The sequence below is a fragment of the Kineococcus sp. DHX-1 genome (genome assembly GCF_042473625.1).
GTDB lineage: Bacteria > Actinomycetota > Actinomycetes > Actinomycetales > Kineococcaceae > Kineococcus.
The window spans coordinates 3,081,282-3,095,170 of record NZ_CP170445.1 but is presented as its reverse complement, the minus strand read 5'-3'; the positions used below and the strand labels follow the sequence as shown (position 1 = coordinate 3,095,170).

11 protein-coding genes are annotated in these 13,889 nt (G+C 73.9%); 8 read left to right on the top strand and 3 right to left on the bottom strand.

Annotated elements, in window-relative coordinates; translation table 11 throughout:
* Positions 1-56: 56 nt before the first annotated feature.
* On the bottom strand, positions 57-1,628 hold the full coding sequence (locus ACFEMC_RS14830) for an EAL domain-containing protein (RefSeq protein WP_380170341.1): 1,572 nt from the start codon (positions 1,626-1,628) through the stop codon (positions 57-59).
* A gap of 210 nt (positions 1,629-1,838) precedes the next feature.
* Between ACFEMC_RS14830 and ACFEMC_RS14825 the strand changes: the two genes are divergently transcribed.
* From ACFEMC_RS14825 to ACFEMC_RS14805, 5 genes are all read left to right on the top strand, one after another.
* Positions 1,839-2,681 carry an MIP/aquaporin family protein gene (locus tag ACFEMC_RS14825; RefSeq protein ID WP_380170340.1) on the top strand — a complete coding sequence of 281 codons (843 nt, stop codon included), beginning with the start codon at positions 1,839-1,841 and terminating at the stop codon, positions 2,679-2,681.
* Positions 2,682-2,740: 59 nt separating this feature from the next.
* Positions 2,741-4,276 carry a glycerol kinase GlpK gene (glpK, locus tag ACFEMC_RS14820; protein WP_380170339.1) on the top strand — a complete coding sequence of 512 codons (1,536 nt, stop codon included), beginning with the start codon at positions 2,741-2,743 and terminating at the stop codon, positions 4,274-4,276.
* A gap of 156 nt (positions 4,277-4,432) precedes the next feature.
* A complete protein-coding gene (locus tag ACFEMC_RS14815; RefSeq protein ID WP_380176809.1) occupies positions 4,433-6,088 on the top strand; it encodes a glycerol-3-phosphate dehydrogenase/oxidase in 1,656 nt (551 codons plus the stop codon).
* Positions 6,089-6,210: 122 nt separating this feature from the next.
* Positions 6,211-7,107 (top strand): CARDB domain-containing protein, encoded by an 897-nt coding sequence (locus ACFEMC_RS14810; RefSeq protein WP_380170338.1) that lies wholly within the window; start codon positions 6,211-6,213, stop codon positions 7,105-7,107.
* A 50-nt stretch (positions 7,108-7,157) separates the two neighbouring features.
* The gene (locus ACFEMC_RS14805; protein ID WP_380170337.1) at positions 7,158-7,892 is read left to right on the top strand and encodes a glutamine amidotransferase; all 735 of its coding nucleotides are present in this window, start codon (positions 7,158-7,160) and stop codon (positions 7,890-7,892) included.
* On the opposite strand, the gene ACFEMC_RS14800 is transcribed toward ACFEMC_RS14805, so the two are convergent.
* Together ACFEMC_RS14800 and ACFEMC_RS14795 are read right to left on the bottom strand one after the other, a co-directional pair.
* Positions 7,877-8,689, bottom strand: coding sequence for an SWIM zinc finger family protein (locus tag ACFEMC_RS14800; protein WP_380170336.1), 813 nt, complete (start codon positions 8,687-8,689; stop codon positions 7,877-7,879). The genes ACFEMC_RS14805 and ACFEMC_RS14800 overlap by 16 nt on opposite strands.
* Positions 8,689-11,778 carry a DEAD/DEAH box helicase gene (locus tag ACFEMC_RS14795; protein ID WP_380170335.1) on the bottom strand — a complete coding sequence of 1,030 codons (3,090 nt, stop codon included), beginning with the start codon at positions 11,776-11,778 and terminating at the stop codon, positions 8,689-8,691. The genes ACFEMC_RS14800 and ACFEMC_RS14795 overlap by 1 nt, the downstream gene beginning before the upstream one ends.
* Positions 11,779-12,198: 420 nt before the next feature.
* On the opposite strand from ACFEMC_RS14795, the gene ACFEMC_RS14790 reads away from it, so the two are divergent.
* From ACFEMC_RS14790 to kdpF, 3 genes are all read left to right on the top strand, one after another.
* Positions 12,199-13,581 carry a sugar porter family MFS transporter gene (locus ACFEMC_RS14790; RefSeq protein WP_380176807.1) on the top strand — a complete coding sequence of 461 codons (1,383 nt, stop codon included), beginning with the start codon at positions 12,199-12,201 and terminating at the stop codon, positions 13,579-13,581.
* An 80-nt stretch (positions 13,582-13,661) separates the two neighbouring features.
* Positions 13,662-13,790 carry a hypothetical protein gene (locus ACFEMC_RS14785; RefSeq protein ID WP_380170334.1) on the top strand — a complete coding sequence of 43 codons (129 nt, stop codon included), beginning with the start codon at positions 13,662-13,664 and terminating at the stop codon, positions 13,788-13,790.
* Positions 13,787-13,876, top strand: a complete 90-nt coding sequence (gene kdpF / locus ACFEMC_RS14780) for a K(+)-transporting ATPase subunit F (protein WP_380170333.1) — start codon at positions 13,787-13,789, stop codon at positions 13,874-13,876. Before ACFEMC_RS14785 ends, kdpF begins: the two co-directional genes overlap by 4 nt.
* Positions 13,877-13,889 lie beyond the last annotated feature (13 nt).

Genomic DNA, 13,889 nt, shown 5'->3' with positions numbered 1-13,889 from the left:
TCCACGGCCGCGGCGCCGCGGCTCCGGGTCCGAGCGACCCGTCGGGGACGAGCTTGTCAGACGGGCCAGATGCGTGCGCAGCCGCCTCCGGCACCACGTGCCGATTCCAGGGCGGCGGACGCCTGGCGGTGGGCCTCCGCAGCGGTCACGGCACGCACGGGGGCCAGGCTCGCCCCGATGCTCACCGACATCGTCGGGTGGTCGTCCACGGCCAGCTCGACGGCCAGCAGGAGGGCGTCGGCGACGCGCTCGACGACGCCCTCGCTGCCGGCCCGGGGCAGCCCCGTGAGCAGCACCGCGAAGAGGTCCGGGCCCAGCGGGAGCCAGCGGTCCACCGAGCGGACCGCGCGCCGCATCCGGCGCACCACGGCCTCCCGCCCGCCGCGCCGGCAGGTGCCGTCCACGCCGACGAGGAGCAGTCCCGTCCCCGTGCCCGTCGCGCGGTCGGCCTCGAGGGCCTGCGCGACGACGTCGGTGAGCGTGGGGTGCCGGGGGGCGGAGTCGAGGGCCTCGCGGGGCTGCGGGGACGGGGTCCGCTCGGCCGCGAGGACGTCACCGACGAGGTCGGCGACGAGGTCGGGGTCGTGGCTGACCAGCAGCTCGCGCTCGGCGGGGGTGCGGCCGGGCCGCGCGAGCACGACGCAGGCGGCGTCCGGGCCCAGGACGGCGAGCCCGTGGCCGTCGAGGTCGACGTGGGCGCGCACGGCGACGCGGCCGAGGTCCGCGGCCGACCGCCGTGCGGCGGGGCCGCCGAGGGACACCAGGGCCACCGGGTCCTGCCGGCGTCGGGTCCGCAGCCGCAGGTGCGCCAGGGCCGCGTCGGCGACGGCGGCCGGCACGGTCCGGGAGGGCGCCGCGCGCCAGGGGACCGCCGGCTGCGCAGTGGGCAGGGCGATCGTCCCGGTGGCGGGCAGGTCCTCGGGCCGCACGGGGTGGGCGACGCCCCAGCCCTGGACGAGGTCGGCGCCGAGGGCGAGGGCGGTCCGCCGGTCGTCCTCGTCCTCGACCGACTCGACCAGGACGAGGGCGCCGGTGCGCGCGGTGTGCGCCCCGACCGCTCCGGCCAGGGCGGCCACCTCGTCGGCGGGCCGGCGGGCCAGGAGGCGCAGGTCGAGCTTGACCACCTCGGGCCGCACGACGGCCAGCAGCGCCGTCACGTCGGCCTGCGCGCCGAGGTCGTCCAGCGCCACCGCCAGCCCGAGGGCGCGGACGCGCCGCAGCAGGCGGACCGTCGGCCCGGGGGCGCGCAGGAGGGTGCGGGCCGAGACGTCGACGACGACCCGGAGGCCGGTCGGCAGTTCCGGTGCGTCGGTGAACCCCTCCAGGGAGGTGTTGAGGAAGACGGTGCGGGGCGCGCCGGCGCAGGCGGCGAGCGCGACCTCGTGGGCGGCGCGGTCGAGCTCGGCGGTGCGCCCGGTGGCGGCCGCGGCGCGGAACAGGTGGGCGGGGGAGGCGAGCGCGGAATCGGCCGGGCCGCGCAGCAGTGCCTCGACGGCCACGACCGCCCCGGTGGCGACGTCGTGGACGGGCTGGAGCACCGTGCGCAGGAGGTCGCGGCGCAGGACCTCCCCGAGGGCGTCCTGGCGCAGCTCCGGACGCGTGTCCGGCCGGGAGTCCAGCGTCGTCATGGTCGCGTCATCGGCAGGTCGTCGCGCCACCTTGAGCCGTCCGGGTGAACGGTGACGCAACGTCACCAGCGGCGGCGTCGGGTGGACGGGCGGATCGTTCGACATCGTCGAACTCCCGGCGTTGACGACGCCTCCGGGCCTGCCTACCTTCACGAGCACGGCAAGGAGGCGGAACGAGCGCCCCACCACTCGACTCAACGTGGAGTTCACATGTCCCACAGCAGTTCCTCGCCGAGCACGGCGCCCGCGCGCGCCGTGCCCCGCACACCGACCCTCGCCGGCGAGCTGCTCGCCGAGTTCGCCGGCACCGCCATCCTCATCCTGTTCGGGGTGGGCGTCGTCGCCCAGGTCGTGGCGGGCAAGAACGGCGGCGACGACTCGATCCACTGGGCCTGGGGCCTGGGCGTGACGATGGGCATCTACGTCGCCGGCCGGACCACGGGGGCGCACCTCAACCCGGCGGTGACCATCGCGCTCGCCGTCTTCCAGGGCTTCTCGTGGAAGAAGGTCCTGCCCTACAGCCTCGCCCAGTTCCTCGGCGCCTTCGTGGCCGCGCTCATCGTCCGCTGGACGTACGCGGACGCCATCGACGCGCTGGACCCGGGGCACACGTACACCACCCAGGGCATCTTCTCGACGCTGCCCGGGGAGAACGTCTCGATCGGCACGGCCTTCCTCGACCAGGTGGTCGGCACCGCGATCCTCGTGTTCCTCATCTTCGCCATCAGCCAGACCAAGGCGATGCCGCCCGGCGCGAACCTGGCGCCCTTCATCGTCGGCCTCGTCGTCGTCGGGATCGGCATGGCCTGGGGTTCGAACGCCGGCTACGCCATCAACCCGGCCCGCGACTTCGGCCCGCGCCTGGCGTCGTTCGTCAGCGGCTACTCCACGGCGATGCGCGAACCCGGCGGGGCCTTCTACTTCTGGGTCCCGATCGTGGCCCCCGTCCTGGGTGGGCTCGTCGGCGGCGGCCTGTACAAGGTGCTCGTCGAACGGCACCTGCCCGACGAGGCGGCGGCCGAGCCCGAGGGCCGCGTCCACACCGACGACTGACACGCTCCCCGCACGCCCGACGACCCGTCCCACTCGACGCAGAGAACGGAATCCACGACATGGCAGACAGCACGAACGGCCCCCGCTACGTCGGCGCCGTCGACCAGGGCACCACGTCCAGCCGGTTCATGGTCTTCGACCACGGCGGCAACGAGGTCGCCAAGTACCAGCTCGAGCACACCCAGATCATGCCCAAGCCGGGTTGGGTCGAGCACGACCCGATCGAGATCTGGGAGCGCACCAGCTCGGTCATCCAGAGCGGCCTGCGCCAGGCGAACCTCACGGCCAAGGACCTCGCCGCGCTGGGCATCACGAACCAGCGCGAGACGGCCGTGGTGTGGAACAAGAACACCGGCCGCCCGTACTACAACGCGATCGTGTGGCAGGACACCCGCACCGACCGCATCGCCTCGGCCCTCGACCGCGACGAGCGCGGCCAGAAGATCCGGCAGAAGGCCGGTCTGCCGCCGGCCACGTACTTCTCCGGCGGCAAGATCCAGTGGATCCTCGAGAACGTCGACGGCGTGCGCGAGGCGGCCGAGGCCGGGGACGCCGTCTTCGGGAACACCGACTCCTGGCTCATCTGGAACCTCACCGGCGGCCCGCGCGGCGGCGTCCACGTCACGGACGTGACCAACGCCAGCCGCACGATGCTCATGGACCTCGAGACCTGCCAGTGGGACGACGAACTGCTGGAGATCTTCGGCATCCCGCGCGCGATGCTCCCCGAGATCAAGCCCTCCTCGTACACCGAGGGCTACGGCACGACGCTGGAGACCGGCCCCCTCGGCGGCGAGGTCAAGCTGACGGGCATCCTCGGCGACCAGCAGGCGGCCATGGTCGGCCAGGTCTGCTTCGACCCGGGCATGGCCAAGAACACCTACGGCACCGGCAACTTCATGCTGCTGAACACCGGCGAGGAACTGGTCCGCTCCAAGGCGGGGCTGCTGACCACCGTCTGCTACCAGTTCAACGACGAGAAGCCGGTCTACGCCCTCGAGGGGTCCATCGCCGTCACCGGGTCGGCCGTGCAGTGGCTGCGCGACCAGCTCGGAATCATCTCCGGTGCGGGCGAGTCCGAGTCCCTGGCCCGCCAGGTCGAGGACTCCGGCGGGTGCTACTTCGTCCCGGCGTTCTCCGGCCTGTTCGCGCCCTACTGGCGTTCCGACGCCCGAGGGGCGATCGTCGGACTCTCGCGCTACAACACCAACGCGCACATCGCCCGGGCCACCCTGGAGTCGATCTGCTACCAGAGCCGCGACGTCACCGAGGCGATGTCCGCCGACTCCGGCGTGGCCGTCGAGGTGCTCAAGGTCGACGGCGGGATCACGGCCAACCAGCTGTGCATGCAGCTGCAGGCCGACATCCTCGGCGTGCCCGTGTCCAAGCCCGTCGTGGCCGAGACCACCGCGCTCGGGGCGGCCTACGCCGCGGGCCTGGCGGTCGGGTTCTGGAAGAACCTGGACGAGCTGCGCGAGAACTGGAACGAGGGTGCCCGCTGGGAGCCCACCTGGGACGAGCAGCAGCGCACCGACGGCTACGGCGGCTGGAAGAAAGCCGTCGAGCGGACGTTGAACTGGGTGGACGTCGACTGACGACACCCTCCCCGGCGGCGCCGGGCGCGCGTCGAGCGCGCCCGGCGCCCACCATGGAGCAGCAGCAGCAGTCGAACCGGTACGGAAGAAGCTGAGGAGCAGGACGTGGAGATCAAGGCACTGTCACCGCAAGCACGGGACGACGCGCTGCGCGAGATGGCGGAAGGTGAACTCGACGTCCTCGTCATCGGTGGCGGGGTCGTCGGGACGGGAGCCGCGCTGGACGCGGTGACGCGCGGTCTGCGGACGGCGATGGTGGAGGCGCGCGACTGGGCCTCGGGCACCTCGAGCCGGTCCAGCAAGCTCATCCACGGCGGTCTGCGCTACCTGGAGATGCTCGACTTCGCCCTCGTGCACGAGGCGCTGTCCGAACGCGGTCTGCTGCGCAACAAGCTGGCGCCGCACCTGGTCAAGCCCGTGCCGTTCCTGTACCCGCTGTCCAAGCGGTTCGCCGAGCGTCCGTACGTGGGGTCCGGCATCGCGCTCTACGACGGCATGGCGCTGTCCAGCGGCAACAACAAGGGTTTCCCGCTGCACCGGCACCTGACCCGCAAGGGCGTGCAGAGGGAGGCCCCCGGCATCCGCAAGGACGCCATGGTCGGGGCCATCCAGTACTACGACGGCCAGGTGGACGACGCCCGGCACACCATGACGATCGCCCGCACCGCGGCCACGTACGGCGCACTGATCGCCAACCGCACGCGGGTCAAGGAGTTCGTCCGCGAGGGCGAGCGCGTCGTCGGGGCGGTCCTCGTCGACCTGGAGTCCGGCCGGGAGATCCGCGTCCGCACCAAGCAGGTCATCAACGCGACCGGCGTGTGGACCGACGAGACGCAGGAGCTCGTCAACGCCCGCGGCCAGTTCAAGGTGCGCGCCTCCAAGGGCATCCACCTCGTCGTGCCGCGCGACCGGATCCAGTCCAAGACCGGGCTGATCCTGCGCACCGAGAAGTCCGTCCTCTTCATCATCCCGTGGGGCCGGCACTGGATCATCGGGACGACCGACACCGACTGGACGATGGACAAGGCGCACCCCGCCGCGACGAGCGCCGACATCGACTACGTGCTGGAGCACGCGAACACCGTCCTGAAGTCCCCGCTGACGCGCGAGGACGTCGAGGGCGTGTACGCCGGGCTGCGGCCGCTGCTGTCGGGGGAGTCGGAGTCGACCTCGAAGCTGTCCCGCGAGCACGTCGTGGGCCACCCCGTGCCCGGCCTCGTCGTCGTGGCCGGCGGGAAGTACACGACCTACCGGGTCATGGCCAAGGACGCGGTCGACGTCGCCGTCGAGGGTCTGGGCGGACGAGTGCCGGTGTCCACCACCGAGAACGTGCCGATGGTCGGCGCCGAGGGCTACCACGCGATGTGGAACCAGCGTCACGGTCTCGCGGCGCGCGCCGGGATCCACGTCGACCACGTCGAGCACCTGCTCAACCGCTTCGGCTCGGCGATCGACGAGGTCCTCGCGCTCATCGCGCAGGACCCGACGCTGGCCGAGGTGCTGCCGCACGCCGACGACTACCTGAAGGCCGAGGTCGTGTACGCGGTGACGCACGAGGGGGCCCGCCACCTCGACGACGTGCTGGCCCGCCGCACCCGCATCTCGATCGAGACCTACGACCGCGGCACGAAGTCGGCCGAGCTGGTCGCCGACCTCATGGCCGGGCCGCTGGGCTGGAGCGAGGAGGAGCGCGCGACCGAGGTGAAGACCTACCTCGAGCGGGTCGCCGCGGAGCGCGCCTCCCAGGAGCAGCCGGACGACGCCTCTGCCGACGCGGTGCGGCTGCAGGCCCCGGAGATCGTCCCGGTCTGAGGCTCCACGACGGGGGTCACCCCGGATCTGCCGGAACTCACCCGTTCGGCCCAGTCGTGGGTCTACGGTGAGCCTCGCGCGACGGGGGGTCGCGCCGGGAACGACGGGTCCGGGGGGATCACATGAGCTGGTCGAAGGCTGTCCGCGCGCTGACGGCGGGTGCGGTCGTGGTGGGTTCGGTGGCCGGGGCGGGAGCCGTCAGCGCGGCTCCGCCGGCGCCGGACCTCGTGGTGACGGCAGTGGCTCTGCCGCCGGGAACGGTTGCGGGCCAGCAGGTCCGCTTCGGGGTGACGATCCAGAACCGGGGGAGCGCGCCCACCCCCGCGGGGACTATCAGCGGGATCGGGTTCCAGGTGGACGGCCGGCTCGTCACGTGGTCGGACCAGTTCACCGACTCCCTCGCGCCCGGGAGCTCCGTCACCCTCGGTGCGGTCGGCGGCCCCTCCGGGTCGGCGACCTGGACGGCGACGGCGGGTACGCACCGGCTGCGGGCGTTCGTCGACGACGCGGCGCGCATCCGGGAGTCGAACGAGGGCAACAACACGCTCGACACCACGTTCCCGGTCGCGGCGGGCATCGCGAACCGCGTGCAGGGCCGGGACGTCGTCGCCTCGGTGGCGCCGCTGCCGGTGCCGTCCCTGTCAGCGACGTCGGTGACGGGTGACCTGTTCGCCGGGTGCGCGGACACCGACGGCGTCCTGGTCGACGGGTCGGAACGCTTCCTCGGGGCCTGGACGGTCGGCAACGACACGTTCGCCGGCACCAAGTGGACCGGCGGCCTCGCCTCGGTCCCCGCGGGGGCGACGCGGGTGCGCACCGGGGTGAGCTTCTCCCAGGTCCTCTACGCCTACCAGGGCGGCCTGCCGATCACGTGCGCCGCGGGGCAGACAGCTGAGTTCACGCGGTTCGCGGCCTCCTCGGTCCGGACCACGCGGTACGCCCCGACCAGCACCGGACCCGGGACGAAGGTCGCCTCCGTGAGCACCCCCGTGGACGTGGACTTCGACGTCCAGCCCTGACCCGGACGGCTCCACCCGCGCACCCCCCACCTGCTGGTTAGGGTGCGCGGGTGAAGCCGTTCCTGCTGCTGGCCACCCGCGAGGACGACGCGGTGGCCGCGTCCGAGGTCGCCGCCTTCGTCCGCGAAGGCGGGCTGGGACCCGGTGAGCTGGAACGCATCCGCCTCGAGCGGGACCCCCTGCCGGACCTGGACCTCGACGCGTTCTCCGGCGTCGTCCTCGGTGGCAGCCCGTACTGCACGTCGGACCCCGACGACGCGAAGTCGCCGGCCCAGCGCCGGGTCGAGACGGAGCTGTCGACGCTGCTCGACGAGGTCGTCGCCCGCGACCTGCCCTTCCTCGGCGCCTGCTACGGGATCGGGACGCTCGGCGTCCACCAGGGCGGCTCGGTCGACCGCGAGCACGGCGAGCCCGTCGGCACGGTGCCCGTCGAGCTGACCGCCGCCGGCCGGGCGGACCCGGTGTTCGGTGGGCTGCCGGAGGTGTTCGACGCCTACGTCGGCCACAAGGAGGCGCTGCACGCGACCCCGCCCGGCGCCGTGCTCCTCGCGACGTCGGGGCCGTGCCCCGTCCAGGCTTTCCGGGTGGGGCGCAACGTCTACGCCACCCAGTTCCACCCCGAGCTCGACGCCGAGGGTTTCGTCGAGCGCTGCGGGGTGTACCGGGACGAGGGGTACTTCGACCCGTCGCAGTTCGACGCCCTCGCGGCCCGTCTGCGCACGACGACGGCACCGTTCGCCCCGCAGGTGTGGCGCCGGTTCGTGGCGCGCTACGCCCGCGACTGACCCCCGGCCCGCTGCGCGAGGGCGACGTACCAGGGCCGCAGCGCGTCCGCGGTGCCGGCCGCTCCCGGGCCGAGGACGAGCTCGTCGAGGTCGTCGGCGACGGTGCGCCCGGGGACCCGGTCGCGCAGACCGAGGTCGGGCAGGTCGCCGGCGAGCCGGTGGAACGACCCGACGTGCACCGCGAGGTCCTCGACGGGGTCCGAGGGACCGGAGGCCGCGTCGGTGATGCGGCGCAACAGCCCCGGCAGTTCCACCCCGCGCAGGGTGAGCGTCGTCGCCGGCGTGGCGTCGAGCTGCTCGGCGAGGGCGTAGACCACGGCGGCGGCGTGCTTGCAGGGTTCGCCGTCGTCGGGGCAGCTGCAGTCGTAGGTGACCTCGGCGTCGGTCGGCAGGAGTTCCACGCCGATGCCGGCGAGCAGGTCGACCAGCCCGGGCGGGACGTCGCCGGAGAACAGCGGGGCGAGCAGCAGCGGGTTCTCCACGACCGTCGCCACGACGGCGTCCACCTCGGCGGGCGTCCAGCGCCGCACGGTCACCTCGACGAGGTAGGGCCGCGGACGGGAACCCTGCACGCGGGCCCCGACGGCGCCGGGCCGCGGTCGCAGCTCGACGACCTGTCCGGCCCGGGCGTAGGTGCGCCCGCGTTCCAGTCGGCCGCGGTCGCCGCCGCGTTCGAGGGCGTCGACGAAGCGCTGCGACCACCAGTTCTGGGCGATCCGTCCGCGCTGGGACCGCAGCCTCGCCCCGCCGCCGGGACGCCGCTTGCCGTACTCCGAGAAGGGCCGGGAGGGGGCCATCAGTCACCCACCGCGTCGTCGCCGAGCCGGAGGAGTTCCCGCAGCGCGTCGGTGTCGAGGTCGGTGATCCAGCCCTCGCCGCTGCCGACGACGCGGTCGGCGAGGTCGCGCTTGCGGCTGATGACGGCGTCCACCCGTTCCTCCACGGTGCCCACGCTGACGAGCTTGCGGACCTGCACCTGCCGGTGCTGCCCGATGCGGAAGGCCCGGTCGGTCGCCTGGTCCTCGACGGCGGGGTTCCACCAGCGGTCCACGTGCACGACGTGGTTGGCGGCCACCAGGTTCAGGCCCGTCCCGCCGGCCTTGAGCGAGAGCAGCATGACGCCCGGCCCGTCGGCCTCCCCGAACTCCGCGACCATCGCGTCGCGGCCGCGCCGGCTCACCCCGCCGTGCAGGAACGGCACCGGCTCGCCGGTGAGCCCGGCCAGGTGCGGGCCCAGCAGGTGGCCGAACTCCGCGAACTGCGTGAAGCACAGGACCTTCTCGCTCTCGGAGCGCGCCGCGGTGACGATGTCGTCGAGGAGTTGCAGCTTGCCCGAGCGGTGCCGTCCCCGGTGCAGGACGGGCGAGGAGTCGCCGAGGTAGTGCGCGGGGTGGTTGCAGATCTGCTTGAGCCGGGTGAGCGCGGCGAGGATGAGCCCGCGCCGGGACAGGCCACCGGGGTCGGAGTCCTTGTCCTGCAGCCGTTCGGTGAGGTCGTCGACGGCGCGCCGGTACAGCGCCGCCTGTTCGGGAGTGAGGTTGGCCCGCACCGTCATCTCGATCTTCTCGGGCAGATCGCCGGCCACGGCCGGGTCGGTCTTGACCCGGCGCAGCACGAACGGCCGCGTGACGAGGGCGAGGCGTTCGGCGGGTTCGGCGTGGCCGAGCTTCTCGATGGGGACGGCGAACCGGTCGCGGAACGTCGCGGGGCTGCCGAGCAGGCCGGGGTTCGTCGCGTCGAGGACGGCGCGCAGGTCCTCCAGACGGTTCTCCACCGGCGTCCCCGTGAGCGCGACGCGGTGCCGCGACCCCACGGCCCGCACGGCACGGGCCTGCCGGGTGGCCGCGTTCTTGACGTACTGGGCCTCGTCGAGGGCGACGCGGTGCCAGTCGGCCGCGGCGAGGTCGGCGACGTCGCGCACGAGCAGCCCGTACGTCGTGACGACGAGGTCGCGCTGCGCGACGAGCGCCGTGAACTCCGCACCGCGGGGCCGTCCCGTCCCGTGGTGGACGTGGACGCGCAGGTCGGGGGTGAACTTCGCGGCCTCGGCGGCCCAGTTCCCGACGACGGACATGGGGCACACGAGCAACGTGGGCCCCGGCTCCTCGCCGCGTTCGTGGGCGAGGAGCGCCAGCAGTTGCAGCGTCTTGCCCAGCCCCATGTCGTCGGCGAGGACGGCGCCGAGCCCGAGCCGGGACATCGTCGCGAGCCACGTCAGTCCCCGCCGTTGGTAGGGCCGCAGGACGGCGTGCAGGCCGGGCGGGTCGGGCAGCTCCGGCAGCCGCTCCGCCGCGTTCCCGGACAGGACGTCACCGAGCACCCCGCGCGCGTCGACCGAGGTCACCGGGCCGGGGAGGTCCTTGCCGGTGCCGACGGTGGCCAGCACGTCGAGCAGCGAGGCCTTGCCGTTGCCGCGCGTGCGCAGGAACCGGGCGCTGCGGGCCAGCGCCTCGGGGTCCACCTGCACCCACTCGCCGCGGAACCGCACGAGCGACGACTTCGACGCGGCGAGGGCGAGGAGCTCGGCCTCGGTGACGGGGGAGTCGCCCAGCGCCGCCTGCCAGCGGAAGTCGAGCAGGTCGTCCTTGCGCACCTGCGGGTCGGTGATGGCCCCCGGCTGCGCCGCCGACGCCGACAGCGAGAACGTCAGGGCCTTCTTCGTCCAGTGCCGGGGCAGCTGCAGCGCGACGCCGGCGGCGGTCAGGCGGGGACCGCCGTGCTCGACGAGGTCGAGCAGTTCCGCGATGGTCAGGTCGACGCCGTCGGTCGCGGCTGCGTCGGTCCGTCCGCTGAGGAGCCGTTTGAGCGGCGGGTGCGCGGCGCCGGCCCGGGCCGCGCCGGTGAGCAGGACGAGGAGCGGGTCCTCACCACCCCCCGAGCCTCCCGCAGAGCCGCCCGCCCGGGCCTCGGTGCGCGCCTCCTCGAGCGTCAGCACGAGGCTGGGGTCGTCCAGCGGCCGCAGCCGCACCTGCAGCCGCCAGCTCTGGTCCGGCGTTTGCGGGGCCTCGGGGGAAACGTCCCCGTCGAGGTGCCCGTCGGCCAGGTGCGCCGGGACGTCCTCCCACGGTTCGGGTTCGACGACGCGCAGCAGCACGTCGTACCCGGCGTCCTCGCCGCTGCGCTGCCACTCCCGGACCCGGCGGGACAGGGCGGCCCAGCCCTCCCCGTGCAGGGGGTCGCCCGTGCGCAGCGCGGCGATCCACGAGCGGGCGCTCGCGCCGTCGGGCAGGTCGTGCGGGACGACGTGAGCCGTGCGGGCCGCGACGAGCACGTCGACGACCACCCCGCACAGGTCGTCGAGCAGGTCCAGGGCCGGTGGCGGCCCGTGCACGGGACCACGGGGGGAGCGTTCGGCCCGCAGCACGGGTGGGCACGCCTGGGCCACCGCGGTCCGCCACCGGCCGACGGCGCGGTCGGGGGCGGGGACCCACCGCGCGGTGAACCCCGCGCCGCCCCCCGTGGGCGCGAGGTCCGGCAGCACGTGACCGGCGTCGACCGCCCGGCGGGCCCCCGCGGCCACGTGCACGAGCCAGCGCAGCCCGTCGGACAGGCGCACGTCGTCCCCGCCCGGTGCCGTGCCGAGTTCCGCGAGCAGGCGCACAGCCCGTTCGCCGGTGAGCTCCACGACGTCGAGGTCGACCGGCGCCAGGCGCAGGTCCGCGCGGGATCGCCCCGTGGAGGCCGCCGGCCGGCCGGACGGCGTGCAGGGCAACGAGATCGCGAGGGTGCCGGTCGTGGGAGAGGCCAGCGCCGAGGTCAGGACGTCCCAGGTCCGGGGCAGCGTCGCCAGGTCGGCGGGGCGGGCCCGTCCCGGGCGCCGGCGGGGCGCCTCGACCCACAGGGCCAACCGCTGCTCGCGGGTCCAGAGGCCGTGGACGACGAGCACCCGCGCAGCCTACGGGGTCACGAGGTCCGCCCCCGGGGCTCCTGTGGACGGGCCGCGCGGCCGCAGAACCACCCGGTCCCCGCGGCCGCGGCGAACAGCAGGACGTCCTCGCACCGGTTGAAGGCGGCCACGCCGGGGCCAGGACGAGCGTGTGGACGGCCGAGGTGGTCACGGCCAGGAGCCCCGCGGCCCATCCGGGGAGCGCGACGAGCACGAGGACGGTGTGCAGGGTGGTGCTCATGTCTCCCGGCGTCTTCCGGTGCGTGCCGCCGGGGCAGGGGGCGGCGCGTCAGGCCTGCGTCGAGGGGCGTCAGGGACCTGTCAGGAACGGGCGACGCTTCCGACGCGCGCGGTCGGCGTTGCGGTGCTTGGGTCGGGAACGTGGACCGGTCCCGTGGCGCAGCTCACACGTCCGAGGCGATGCGGGGAGGGGAGCTGACCGGTGCGGTCGTCGTCGTGGCGCTCGTGTCGGCCGTCTCCGGCCTGCTCTACGGCTACGACACGGGCATCATCTCCGGCGCGCTGCTGCAGATCGGCGAGGACTTCGACATCGGCAACGGCTGGGAGCAGGTCATCGCGGCCTCCATCCTCGCCGGCGCGGTCGTGGGGGCGCTGACGTGCAGCCGGCTCAGCGAGCGCCGGGGCCGGCGCGGGACCCTGCTCGTGGTCGCCGTCGTGTTCGTCGTCGGCACCCTGGGCGCCGCCCTCGCCCCGAACCCCGAACTGCTGTCCCTGGCCCGGGTCGTGCTCGGGTTCGCCGTGGGCGGGGCGACGCAGACCGCCCCCACGTACGTGGCGGAGCTCTCGCCGACGGCCTACCGGGGCCGGCTGGTGCTCTGCTTCCAGATCGCGATCGGGGTCGGCATCCTCGTCGCCACGATCGTCGGGGCCAGCGAGGCCGTCGACTGGCGGGTCTCCATCGGGGCGGCCGCCGTACCGGCCGCGGTCATGCTCGTCCTCATGCTGCGGTTGCCCGAGAGCCCGCGCTGGCTGCTCAAGGCCGACCGGGAGGACGACGCGCGCACCTCCCTGGTGCGGGTGCGACCCGACGGCGCGGACGTCGACGCCGAGCTGGCGGACATCGGTGCGCTGGTCCGCGAGGAGGGCCGCTCCAGCACGCGCGGCTGGCGGGGCTGGCGCAAGGGCTGGGTCCGGCCGGCGGTCGTCGTCGGCTGCGGGCTCGCGGTCTTCACCCAGCTGTCGGGCATCGAGATGATCGTCTACTACTCCCCGACGATCCTCACCGACAACGGCTTCCCGGACTCGACGGCGCTGCGGGTCTCGGTGGCCCTGGGGGCGACGTACCTGCTCGCCCAGCTCGTGGGGCTGGCGATCATCGACCGGGTCGGCCGCCGCCGCCTGACGCTCATCACCCTGCCGGGCGCCGCGCTGGCCATGGTGGTGCTCGGCACGTTCTTCGTCACCGGGCACAGCGGCAAGGCCCAGGTGCCGTGGATCATCGCCACCCTCGTGGTGTTCATGGCCTTCACGGCCGGGGGCATCCAGCTCATGGGCTGGCTGACCGGCTCGGAGATCTACCCGCTCGCCGTCCGGTCGGCCGGTGCCGCCGCCCAGTCCGCGGCCCTGTGGGGCACCAACCTGCTCATCACGCTGACCCTGCTGAGCGTCATCGACACCATCGGCACCGGGCAGACCTTCTGGCTCTACGCGGCCTTCAACGTCGCGGCCTTCGTCTTCCTGTTCAAGCGCATGCCGGAGCTGACCGGCCACAGCCTGGAGGACATCGAGGGCCGCCTGCACGAGGGCCGCTTCCGTCCGCGGGACTTCGCCCGCAAGAGCTGAACGACCCGTCAGGAAGGCGTCAACGGGGACGCCGGACAGCGTCAAGGACGCGTCAGGACGGGCGGTCGGGGGCGCCCGCGGTGCTGTGGTGGTGGAGTTCGTCCCGCCCACACCCTGGAGTTCCCGTGCTCGACGTCGGGTTCGTCGCCCTGACCCTCGCCCTGGCCGCCGCCGGCGCCCTGCTGGTGCGCTCGCTGGAGCGCCGGTGAGCGCCACCGCGGCGGTGGGCCTCGTGCTCGCCGTCGTGGTCGCCGGATACCTGCTGTACGCGCTGCTGCGCCCCGAGAAGTTCTGACGGAGAACCACTG